Below are 11,627 nucleotides of genomic sequence, written 5' to 3' on the forward strand. Positions count from 1 at the left end.
AGTACCAAATAGCATAAAAGCAACCATACCAGAGGAGTGATTTTTATGGAGTTGTCATTCAATGGAGATGCCCCGTATTATCTTCAAATATATAGGCAAATTCGAGAAAAAATCATACAGCATCATCTTCTCCTACATACGAAGTTACCTTCAAAACGGCAACTTGCAAGGGATTTAGGTGTTAGTGTGCATACAATTCAGGAAGCATATGCTCAATTAATAGCTGAAGGTTATATCGAAAGTAAAGAGCGGTCTGGTTACTTTGTTGCTGCTTATGATTATGAGCGCCTTGTTTCGAAACAACAGCAACTATATAGTGCAACCTCCGAAATTGTTGAAATTGAAATTGACATCGACTTTCACTCAGGCAATGTAGCGAAGGATGTTTTTCCTTTTAAGACTTGGAAAAAGCTATTGAATCGACATATAGGAGATGCCTCATTTACCATGAGTCCTTGGCAAGGTGAATGGCGCCTACGCCAAGAAATTGCTGCCTATGTTCAACAATCCCGTGGTGTATCATGCGCGCCGAATCAAGTCTTCGTTAGTAGTGGTACACAGACCCAATTGCATATGATTTGTCAGTTTTTCTATGAAGCAGCGTCTGTTGCTATTGAAGACCCGGGATTTATTCGTGCTAAAGCGGTTTTTGAACAACAGCGAATACATTATGAGGCGATTCCTGTAGATGAATTAGGAGTGACTGTTCCGATTAAACCACATCAGTTTCTCTACACAACGCCAGCACATCAATTTCCACTGGGGATGATTTTACCGATACAACGAAGAATTGAGTTAATTAATTGGGCCCATCAAAACAATGCTTACATCATTGAGGATGATTATGACGGCGAATTTCGCTATAAAGGAAAGCCTATACCCTCCCTTGCTGAGCTTGATGAAATGAAGAGAGTCATTTATTTTGGTACATTTTCAAAGACACTTATTCCATCTCTTCGTATGAGTTACTTTGTTTTGCCTATCAAGCTTGTAGAGCCATTTGAGCAGAAGTTTGCACTTCAAAAGTCAACGGTTTCTCGAATGGACCAACTTACCCTTGCTGACTTTATGAGGGAAGATTATTGGAGACGACATCTCGATAAAATGCGGACGATTTATCGACAAAAACAGAGGACGATTTTAAAGGCAATTCATCACTATTTATCGCCTGAATATGAAGTTATCGGGGAGAGCTCTGGTCTGCATATCGTTTTAAAGTTACCTGCTGATTTAACGGAAGAAGATGCAATTGAATTAGCGAAAGTAATTCATATTCGTATTTATCCAGTTTCAAATTCTTACGTCAATGTAAAATTAACTAATTTAGTTTTACTCGGATATGGTGGGCTTTCTAATGAGGACATTACTCGTGGAATTCAATTACTTGCAAAGGTTTGGCAGGAAAGATAGTAAGGGGCTATTCTTGTCGTGCATTCGCAACTGTGAGCAAAATGTTTACCAAGCATTCTAGATAGGACAGGTTTAAATAAAGAGCTTTAAGGAAGGTTTGTCAATACGGGAAGACTGTGAGAGGATATAAGCATATAACGAATGGAGGAAATGAAATTATGCCTAATTTACCAAATTGTCCAAAATGTAATTCTGAATATACATACGAAGATGGTAATCTTTTTGTTTGCCCAGAATGTGCCCACGAATGGTCTTTAGGAGCAGAAGCTGAAAATAGTGAGGAAACAAAGGTTTATAAAGATTCAAATGGAAATGTCTTGAACGATGGTGATTCTGTAACAGTCATCAAAGACCTTAAAGTAAAAGGAAGTTCATTAGTCGTTAAAAAAGGTACAAAAGTAAAAGGAATACGGTTAATTGACGAGGACCATGACATTGATTGTAAAATTGATGGTATTGGAGCTATGAAATTAAAAACGGAATTTGTTAAAAAGCTATAAGCTACTTTCACTTCAAAATACTTGGCTGTACACATAGAAAAAGCTAGGCTTTCATTGCCTAGCTTTTTTTTATCATTTATCACATCTGTTGATTGCCTATTTTCTTGCACAAGATACTGGTAAGGTAGCCATATCCTTTGGGGAGCGACTGATGAACGACCACCATACGATTACTGAAAAAGCTCAATAGGGGTACGACGAAGTCGCATCCCTATTGAGCAAGATATCTCGGTACTGGTATAGGAGTCGTTCAATCCAAAGAGATCTAAAAGCAACTGTACTCAGGACGCTTAGTGTTTAAGTAATTTTTATTTTGTGAAGTTATCGAAATAGCCTTGTATAAAGACGATAGGTGTACCTTTATCTCCGCTTCCTGATGTTAAATCAGATAGAGAGCCAATAAGGTCGGTAAGTTTTCTTGGTGTAGTACCTTGTGCTTCCATTGCTCCTACAAGATCATCGTCTTTATCGGTAATGAATTGTGATATAGCTTGTTTAAGGTCATCGCCTCTTAAATCGGCAAAGTTATTGTCGGCAAGATATTTTAATTTTATTTCATTAGGTGTACCGTCAAGCCCTGGTGTGTAAGCTGGTGATACGACTGGATCCGCAAGTTCCCATATCTTACCGACTGGATCTTTAAACGCTCCATCTCCGTAAATCATGACTTCAATATCTTTGCCAGTCTTTTCTTTGAGTATATGCTGTATGTTATCAACGACAGGTTGGCAATTACGTGGGAACAGTTTTACATCATCTTCAGTTGATTTATTTGACCCAAGCAGCCCATAATCTTCGTTATAACCGCTACCATCCATAGACTCGGCTAATATGTCATCGAGGCTATAAACGCTAATGCCACCATTTGCTTTTAATATTTTTTTAGTTCTAAATCTCGTGTGTATATCACAAGTAAGAACATGTTTTGTGTAATCTAAAATCGTTTTTGGACTGTTTGAGAATATAACTTCACATTCAATACCGTATTCTTCAACTAATGATTTATAGTAATCAATATAATCAATACCAGTAAAAGCATGTTTATTATAACCAAAATGGCCGCGGAACTGTTCTTCCGTTAAAACGTCTGTCCAAGGGTTAATTCCTTTTTCATCAAGCATGTCCAGATCCACAAGGTGATTCCCAACTTCATCAGAAGGATAGCTAAGCATTAAAACAACTTTTTTAACGCCTTTTGCAATACCTCGAAGGCAGATTGCAAAACGATTACGACTTAAAATAGGGAATATTACTCCAACAGTTTCTTCTCCGAACTTTGAACTAACGTCTTTAGCAATATGATCAATCGTTGCATAATTCCCTTGAGCTCGAGCAACAATGGATTCTGTTATAGAAACAATATCTTTATCATTAAATGTAAAGCCTTCAACTTCGGAAGCTTTTAACACACTTTCTACTACTATATCCTCAATATTATCTCCACGATTTATTATTGGGCAACGGAGGCCTCTTGCAACTGTTCCAACTATTCTTTCCAATGGAATCGCTCCTTAATATTACAAAGTATATTTATATTAACTAACTTTCTATCTGTACTATACAACGCATTAGTGGTATAAGTAAAATTAATATAACAAATGGTCGGTATAAGGGGTGCTTATATGGTTAGTAAATTAGATTTATATAAAATATTTTGTCAAGTAGGAAAAAGCGAGAGTTTTTCCAAGGCTGCAAAAGATCTTTATATGACGCAACCAGCAGTTAGTCAGGCAATCATGCAGTTAGAAAGGGAATTAGATACACGTCTTTTTTATAGAAGTCCAAAAGGCGTATCTCTGACAAATGAAGGTAGTCTGCTATTTGAATACGCCAATTCGGCTATTAATTTAATTCATGTCGGAGAAGAAAAGATTTTAGAATTTAAAAACTTAACGACAGGTGAATTAAAGATAGGTGTAGGAGATACAATTTCAAGGTATTTTCTACTTCCCTATTTGGAGGCTTTTCACATTAGATATCCAAATATAAAATTTACGATTGTAAATGGTACGACATTGGAACTCTGTTCGATTTTAAAATCAGGTGGAGTAGATGTTGCTGTTTGTAACTTCCCGATTGACGATCCTACATTAGAACTGAAGCCATGTATTGATATCCAGGATACATTTGTTTACGGGGAAAGGTTTAAGAAAATATTGGCTAAACCCTTAAGCCTACATGAATTAGTAAAGCTTCCATTAATTTTTCTTGAATCGAAATCAAACTCGAGAAAGTATGTAGAGGATTATATGATTTCTAAAGGTATAAAGATTTCACCGGAATTTGAATTAGGTTCACATGACTTATTATTAGAGTTTGCTAAAATAAATTTAGGGATAGCGTGTGTAACAAAAGAGTTTTCTCAAGAGTATTTAAATAAAGGATTGTTATATGAAGTACAACTAAATGAAAAGATACCGACGAGAAGTATAGGCGTATGCTTTTTAAAAAGTGTACCATTATCACGAGCCTCAACAAAATTCGTTGAGATTGTAGAAGGCAAACAGCTGTAAATTACTTTTCACCAATACCCGGTACCCACATTTATTAACGGTTAGATTGGAACTTCTGATATAACGGAAATAGTCCTAATCACGACATCACTCGCTTCTGTTGACCGAGATAATGCAAAAGCTCCATAAAAAGTGCAGCCAAAATCCCCATTAGCATGCCGTTCGAAAGGATTGGGCGTATAAGCTGTGGAATCGTTGTAAAGGCCGTTGCCGGTAATGTCATAATCGATAGTCCTAATAACACCGGTAAAGCGATGCGATAGACTGTAGTGGGTTCGAATCTCAGGCCTTCTATGTTGCGAATTGCTGAGCGGAACAGCTGTAAATAAGCAACAAACAGTACTGTGTTACCAACGCTATGCGGAATTGTTGAGAAAAAGGCACTTAACTGTGGAACCGATCCCAAGAGGATGAATAACATGGATCCTACAAAAAACGGTGCTCTTTCGCGAATTCCAGTTGACTGCAAAAATCCTAATGATGAAGCGTAGGGTGCATAGGGGACGAGTCCAAGCACGCCTGAAGCTGTCGACAACATCCCTGTTAGGAAGAAGGAGGCACGGTACTGCTTGGGAGTTGTCTCCTGTTCAAAAACATCTTCTGCCCCTTTCAATGTGGCAATCGTATTCGTAGTGTTTAATAATCCAGTAATGACCACCGTAATGACGATGCCCCACTCAAAAGCGGGTTGCCCCCAAGGAAACCAGGTAAGGAAAGGGGTCGTTTTAATTGTCTCTGTTACTTCCGCAGGAAACAGCAGGGCGGCAGCAATCCATCCGACTGTCATTCCGATGAGCAAATTCAAGCTGCTAATAATTCCTTTTCCTTTTACATGGATAAGGATCGTCAGTGCGGCGAGAGTAAATGAAAAACAGGCGACTTTTACATCTATAGAATCACCTATATTGAGGCCAATCATTCCTTTTAGAAAAATAGTGATGAGCTGATTAGCTAGTAATAGGAGAAAAACAAACATTACGATTGGTGTAAACCATTTCTTTAACACTTCTCCCATACCCAAAATACCGAAAACTGCGACAATAATGCCCGAAATTATAACCCCAACTGCAATGCTGCCACCAATCGTAGTTAGTTCGAGATTCATCGTACTGGCCGTAGCAGCCAAGCTTAGGATGACGCCCCACCACAGTCCAGATTGACCCTCCATTAATGCTAAACGATGCCCGATAAGCCCTTGCAGCATACAGGCCACTCCTGTGAAGATGAAGGAGCGTTGAATGGCGGATACAATTTCAATGGATTCCAACTGAAAAGCACTGCCGACAGAAATAGGAATAACGACTGTATTGGCAAACATAAAGAACAGCCACTGAAATCCCGCTAGTAAAGTGATAGACGCCCCTACTGACTTAGTTTTCATTCAATCCGCTCCTCTATAAGTAGCTCTTAATTCTTTTATATCTTCAACCAATTTACTGCCAATTGTAGTTGAAAGAATATCGTATACAGGGTACAGTTCCTTTATCCATTCCTGTTTTTCAAAATCACTTAGTTCATGAATCTGAATAGATGAGTTACGTTTGATAAGTTCAAGTTGCTCTTCGTTCATTAGTATAGAATGCCGGTCGTTCCAGGCAGTTGTCTCATCCATAGCTTCAAGTAGGATTTGCTGAGTGTTTTTTGTTTGCTGATCCCAGACTTTTTGATCCATCATCACGACGTAACCTAGGTATCCATGATTACTGATCGTCAAATGTTTTTGAACGTTATAGAACTTTTTAGAATGGATATTTGAAATCGTATTCTCTTCGCCATCAACATGTCCGGCTTCGATTAAGTTATAGGTGGAATTAAATGATTCTTGTTGCGCCTTAGCGCCTAATAGATCATATTGGGCTTGAATGACATCACTTTTCATAATCCTGATTTTTTGCCCTTTTAGATCTTGTGGTGTAACAATAGGGCCTTTGTTTGATGTGATTTGTTTAAAACCATTGGACCAATGGGCGAGTCCAATAATGCCATTTTTTTGTAATGAGTTTAGCAGGTGTTCACCGATAGGCCCATGTATTCCTTTGTGAATAGCTTCATGATTAGGGAAGGCGAATGGTAGATCGAGAACACCCCATTCAGGAGAAAGTACTCCAAGTTTTGAGGTGGAGGTAGCTATTATATGTACTTGCCCTTCTTTTAAGGCATTAATATCATCTATATCAGAAAACAAACTTCCGTTTGGGAAGACGACGATCTTTATATGACCATTTGATTTCTCATTAACGAGCTCAGCAAACTTGTCTGCCGCACGTCCTTTCGGCGTATTCTCGGCAACGACATGGCTAAATTTAAAAATGATTTGATCACTGAGTCCTTCCTGATCATCGTCATAAACCAGTTCTTTCTGAGGAAATAGATAATAGTATCCTAAAACAATAGCAATACCAGTGCCTAAAAGGAGCATATAAACAAATATGTTTTTCACCGTAAGCCTCCTATTACTTCGTTAGTGTAAGCATACTCAGAAAATTGCGATTCGTAAAGATGAATAGTAGGAAAGGGGAACTGAAAATGAGACAATTGCCTATACGTTGGAAAATTATGACTTTATCTTATGCAGTAGTTATCTTTTCATTGTTGATCGGCGGAATTGTCATCATTGCTAACATTCAACAAAAAGAGGAAAAAGAATTAAGAATCAGATCTATGAACACGGCACGAACTGTAGCTGAACTATCAGATATAAGAAAAGCAGTCCAAGAACCAATAGGGTGGAAAATAGTGAACCCCGTTGTCGATGAAATAAGACTCATTAATAATACGGATTATGTTGTTGTCATGAATATGGATGGAATTCGGTATTCTCATCCTGTAAAGGAAATGCTAGGAAAACCCTCGACAGGTGAGGATGAAAAGCCGGCTTTTGCGGAGCATATCTATTTTTCGAAGGCAGAAGGAGAGATTGGTACCGTTATTCGGGCATTTGTACCGATTAAGGATTCAGACTTAAACCAAATCGGTGTTGTCGTCGTTGGCAATAAAATCCCGAGTTTTATTGAAATTATGGGCGATTTAACAACAGACATTCTTATAATTGTTGTATTAACATTATTATTTGGCTTGATAGGTTCAGCAATGCTTGCTAATCATATTAAAAAACAAATGTTCCAGTTGGAGCCATATGAAATTAAGAGAATGCATGAAGAAAGAACAGCTACTTTTCATTCAATGAATGAAGGCGTTATTGCAATCGACAATAAAGAAATTATTACGATATTTAATGAGAAAGCAAAGATGATATTTAATGTAAAAGGAAATTTTATAGGTCAACCAATTCGCGATGTACTGAAGGACACAAGGCTTCCTGAAATTGTTGAAAGAAATAAGGCGGTATATAATGAGGAGATAAAGGTAAGCGGAAAAGTGATCGTAAGTAATCGTATACCGATTAAAAAGGATAACGAATTAATTGGTGCTGTAGCAATCTTTCAGGATCGTACAGAAGTGACTAAGCTCGCCGAAGAATTAACAGGTGTCAAAAACTTTGTAGAAGCATTGCGGGTTCAAAGCCATGAACATATGAACAAACTTCATACGATAGCTGGTTTGATTCAGCTCGGGAAACCTGAAAAAGCGTTGCAACTTGCTTTTAATACATCGGAAGAGCAAGAAAATGTAACAAGTTTTCTGAATGAAAAAATTAAAAATGACGCAGTTGCAGGTCTCCTTTTAAGCAAAGTAAGAAGGGGAAAAGAATTAGGGATTACTGTTGAGGTTGATCAAAATAGTTATTTTGCCGCCTTTCCCAATCAACTAGACCAACATGACTTTGTTGTGTTATTAGGTAATCTACTAGAAAATGCTTTTGGGGCGTTCGATCAAATTGAGACTGAGGATAAAAGAATTGATATTAGTTTTGAACAGTCAGCTTACGTGTGTGCCGTATTGGTTGAGGATAATGGATCTGGCATGAGCGAAGAATACCTACCAAGACTTTATGAAAAAGGATTTACGATGAACAAATCTGAAGGTACCGGTTACGGGCTTTTTTTGATAAAACAGATCGTTGATAAAGGGAGAGGCAAAATTGACCTTTCATCCCAACAGGGTGAAGGAACTTCAATCATTATTACCTTCCCAATGGAAGTGGAGGATGAGTTGTATGACGTGTAAAGAAGAAATAAAGGTACTACTGATTGAAGACGATCCAATGGTTCAAGAAGTAAATAGAGAGTTTATTGAAAGTATAAAAGGATTCCGAGTAGTGGCCGTCGCTAGTAATGGCGAAGAGGGAATTAGACTTTTGAAAGAATTAAGTCCAGATCTTGTAGTATTAGATATTTATATGCCAAAAAAAGACGGGATCAAGACATTACAAGAGTTCAGAAAACAAAAATTGGAGGCAGATGTGATTGTCGTATCTGCCGCTAAAGACAGCGAAACAATTAAGCTTATGCTTCAAAATGGTGCGATGGATTATATTATTAAGCCATTTAAAATTCAGCGAATTCAGCAGGCATTGGAGAAATATCGGAAATACAGGACAAGCTTGAATGCATCTGAAGTGATCTCACAAGAACAGCTTGATTTACTGATTTACTCCGAGCATTCAAAGAAAATCACAGGCAACAATTTACCAAAAGGTTTGAATGAATTCACCTTAAATGAAATTACGATGTATGTTCAGAACCAAGACGGTCCGCGCTCCGCCGAAGAGGTGGCAGGTGCAATCGGAATAGCTAGAGTGACTGCTCGCCGCTATTTAGATTACCTGGAAAAAAGCGGTGGCATTACCCTCGATGTCCAATACGGAGGGGTTGGAAGACCTATAAATCGTTATGTATCCAATCAGCAAAAAAAGTAAGACCAAAAAGACCAAAATAGCCGTTATGACCATAAACTTCTCACACCCTACTGAAAGCGCTATCATTTGTATTAATTAGTAATGATGAAGTATTCAGTTTAAAGGGGGATTAAAGGTGAGAATATTTAAGAATTTAACCGTTCAAGTAGTAATCGCAATTGTGATTGGGGTAGTAGTGGGGCTCGTGTGGCCAAACGTCGGAAAAGAAATGAAGCCACTAGGAGATACTTTTATAAATGCTGTGAAAATGGTCATAGCCCCTATTATATTCTTAACGATTGTACTTGGGATCGCGAAAATGGGAGATATGAAAAAGGTTGGTAAAGTTGGTGGTAAGGCTCTTATTTACTTCGAGGTTGTTACAACATTAGCGCTTGTTATTGGGTTAATCGTTGTTAATCTTGTAAAACCAGGAGCAGGACTCAACTACAATGAACTTGAAAAAGGCGATGTATCAAAATATACTGCTGAAGGTGGACAAAGTATTAACTGGATTGAGTTTGTCACTCAGATTGTTCCTTCTAATATGGTCGATGCGTTTGCAAAAGGCGATATTCTACAAGTGTTATTCTTCTCCATTTTATTTGGTGTAGGCCTTGCCGCTCTTGGCGAGAAGGGCAAATTGGTTATAGAGTTCATGGATAAACTCTCGCTCGTCTTCTTTAAAATTATAGGTTATATCATGAGAGCAGCCCCGATTGGCGCATTTGCAGCGATGGCATATACAATTGGTCATTACGGGCTGACTTCACTGGTACCACTGGGTAAATTAATGATGTCAGTCTATATTACAATGTTTTTATTCATCTTTGTCATATTAAATATCATTTGTAAGATGAATGGATTTAGCTTATGGAATTACCTGAAATTCATCAAGGAAGAAATACTAATCGTCTTAGGTACAAGTTCTTCAGAATCTGTTCTGCCAAGAATGATGGATAAGATGGAGCGTTACGGAGCATCAAAATCTGTTGTTGGCCTCGTAATCCCGACAGGTTATTCCTTTAATCTTGATGGTACATCTATTTATCTTTCAATGGCGGTCGTCTTTTTGGCGCAAGTGTTTGGTGTCGACTTAACACTAGGACAACAAATTACAGTAATATTAATATTAATGTTAACCTCTAAGGGAGCTGCGGGCGTTACAGGCAGCGGATTCATCGTTTTAGCTTCAACTTTAGCGGCATTACAAATCATTCCTCTTGAAGGGTTAGCATTGCTTCTTGGTGTGGATCGTTTTATGAGTGAAGGACGTGCGATTGTGAATTTAATCGGAAACGGAATCGCTACAATGGTAGTGGCGAAAAGTGTTAATGAATTTGATACAACGAAACATCTGGAAGCTATTTCCGAAATGAAAGCCACCAAGAAGGCTGGGCAAGTAGCTGTATTGAACTCGACGCTTAAGTAAGGATGGAGAATGATAGTAAGGCATATAACGCTAAATTAACCACAATAGCAAAGAGTATATATGTTGAACAATTGGATACCTAAATAAACTGAGCGAAGGCGCCTTATAAGGAGTAGCCGATGCCCTAGGACTGGCGGCGAAGCTACTTGGCTTAGGGCGGGAGGCATCCCCGAGCGCTGTAGCGGATTTAAAGGGAATCTTTATTTCAACTTATCTAGAATAAAAAACTTGGGCATGTTTTCAAAATGTCCAAGTTTTTTTCGGGTGTTTTGATACAATGGGTATAAACAAGTTGGGAGAAATGGCTATGTATGATAAAGAATGCGATCGGTTACTGCGCATTAATACTGTTGGAGTGCGTGAATGGCTGCATCAGTCCTCTCATTATAACCGCTACGAAGCGACACCCTATAAGGCATTGGATGATTTTTTTGAGGTCTATGAATTAAAGAAAACCGACAGATTAGTGGATTTTGGGTGTGGCAAAGGCAGGCTGCCATTTTATATACATAATCGATGTGGTGTTTCGGTTACAGGCATTGAAATGAGTGGGCAACTGTATCAGGAAGCACTTGAAAACCAAGCAAGTTATATGCAAAAAGTCAAACGGTCAAACACGTTCATCAGCTTTGAATGCTGTCTGGCAGAGGAATATGAAGTGGAGGCGGAGGATAACCGGTTTTATTTCTTCAATCCTTTTTCAATCCAGATTTTCATGACGGTTATTGCTAACGTTCTACGGTCAGTCGACCAGCACAAGCGATCTGTAGATATTATCCTTTACTATCCAACAAGTGATTATATTGAGTTCCTTGAAACGAGCACTCCTTTTGAGCTGATAAAGGGAGTAAAGGTGTCCAGCATGCATGAAAAAGACCCCAACGAACTTTTTTTGGTGTTTCGACTTGGAGATTAATCGGACAAAAAGTAAAGCCACGTTCCAGGCGGAACGTGGCTTTACTTTTCTCTTATAG

Annotated in this window: 10 protein-coding genes; 7 read left to right on the forward strand and 3 right to left on the reverse strand. The window is 38.3% G+C overall.

Annotated elements, in window-relative coordinates:
- Positions 1-45: 45 nt before the first annotated feature.
- Positions 46-1,410 (forward strand): PLP-dependent aminotransferase family protein, encoded by a 1,365-nt coding sequence (locus tag MKY15_RS07675; RefSeq protein WP_342539333.1) that lies wholly within the window; start codon positions 46-48, stop codon positions 1,408-1,410.
- 158 nt (positions 1,411-1,568) lie between these two features.
- Positions 1,569-1,910, forward strand: coding sequence for a zinc ribbon domain-containing protein YjdM (locus MKY15_RS07680; protein ID WP_067204173.1), 342 nt, complete (start codon positions 1,569-1,571; stop codon positions 1,908-1,910).
- A gap of 308 nt (positions 1,911-2,218) precedes the next feature.
- On the opposite strand, the gene MKY15_RS07685 is transcribed toward MKY15_RS07680, so the two are convergent.
- A complete protein-coding gene (locus tag MKY15_RS07685) occupies positions 2,219-3,409 on the reverse strand; it encodes a coenzyme F420-0:L-glutamate ligase (protein WP_187046297.1) in 1,191 nt (396 codons plus the stop codon).
- 123 nt (positions 3,410-3,532) lie between these two features.
- Between MKY15_RS07685 and MKY15_RS07690 the strand changes: the two genes are divergently transcribed.
- Positions 3,533-4,423, forward strand: a complete 891-nt coding sequence (locus MKY15_RS07690; RefSeq protein ID WP_067204177.1) for a LysR family transcriptional regulator — start codon at positions 3,533-3,535, stop codon at positions 4,421-4,423.
- A 79-nt stretch (positions 4,424-4,502) separates the two neighbouring features.
- On the opposite strand, the gene MKY15_RS07695 is transcribed toward MKY15_RS07690, so the two are convergent.
- The gene (locus MKY15_RS07695; RefSeq protein WP_340741146.1) at positions 4,503-5,804 is read right to left on the reverse strand and encodes a uracil/xanthine transporter; all 1,302 of its coding nucleotides are present in this window, start codon (positions 5,802-5,804) and stop codon (positions 4,503-4,505) included.
- Entirely contained in the window at positions 5,805-6,863 is a 1,059-nt protein-coding gene (locus MKY15_RS07700; RefSeq protein WP_342539334.1) for a DctP family TRAP transporter solute-binding subunit, read from the reverse strand.
- 80 nt (positions 6,864-6,943) lie between these two features.
- On the opposite strand from MKY15_RS07700, the gene MKY15_RS07705 reads away from it, so the two are divergent.
- From MKY15_RS07705 to MKY15_RS07720, 4 genes are all read left to right on the forward strand, one after another.
- A complete protein-coding gene (locus MKY15_RS07705) occupies positions 6,944-8,551 on the forward strand; it encodes a sensor histidine kinase (RefSeq protein WP_340742562.1) in 1,608 nt (535 codons plus the stop codon).
- Positions 8,541-9,242 carry a response regulator gene (locus MKY15_RS07710; protein ID WP_187046300.1) on the forward strand — a complete coding sequence of 234 codons (702 nt, stop codon included), beginning with the start codon at positions 8,541-8,543 and terminating at the stop codon, positions 9,240-9,242. Before MKY15_RS07705 ends, MKY15_RS07710 begins: the two co-directional genes overlap by 11 nt.
- Positions 9,243-9,357: 115 nt before the next feature.
- Positions 9,358-10,653, forward strand: a complete 1,296-nt coding sequence (gene dctP / locus MKY15_RS07715) for a C4-dicarboxylate transporter DctP (protein ID WP_067204191.1) — start codon at positions 9,358-9,360, stop codon at positions 10,651-10,653.
- A gap of 307 nt (positions 10,654-10,960) precedes the next feature.
- The gene (locus tag MKY15_RS07720) at positions 10,961-11,569 is read left to right on the forward strand and encodes a class I SAM-dependent methyltransferase (RefSeq protein ID WP_187046301.1); all 609 of its coding nucleotides are present in this window, start codon (positions 10,961-10,963) and stop codon (positions 11,567-11,569) included.
- Positions 11,570-11,627: the final 58 nt, after the last annotated feature.

Origin of the sequence: Sporosarcina sp. FSL K6-1540 (assembly GCF_038620285.1) — a bacterium.
Lineage (GTDB): Bacteria > Bacillota > Bacilli > Bacillales_A > Planococcaceae > Sporosarcina > Sporosarcina psychrophila.

Excerpts from the sequence above, each read along its gene's own strand:
- MKY15_RS07675 (WP_342539333.1), top strand. The coding sequence starts at position 46 with ATGGAGTTGTCATTCAATGGAGATGCCCCGTATTATCTTCAAATATAT.
- MKY15_RS07680 (WP_067204173.1), top strand. The coding sequence starts at position 1,569 with ATGCCTAATTTACCAAATTGTCCAAAATGTAATTCTGAATATACATAC.
- MKY15_RS07690 (WP_067204177.1), top strand. The coding sequence starts at position 3,533 with ATGGTTAGTAAATTAGATTTATATAAAATATTTTGTCAAGTAGGAAAA.
- MKY15_RS07695 (WP_340741146.1), bottom strand. The coding sequence starts at position 5,804 with ATGAAAACTAAGTCAGTAGGGGCGTCTATCACTTTACTAGCGGGATTT.
- MKY15_RS07710 (WP_187046300.1), top strand. The coding sequence starts at position 8,541 with ATGACGTGTAAAGAAGAAATAAAGGTACTACTGATTGAAGACGATCCA.
- MKY15_RS07720 (WP_187046301.1), top strand. The coding sequence starts at position 10,961 with ATGTATGATAAAGAATGCGATCGGTTACTGCGCATTAATACTGTTGGA.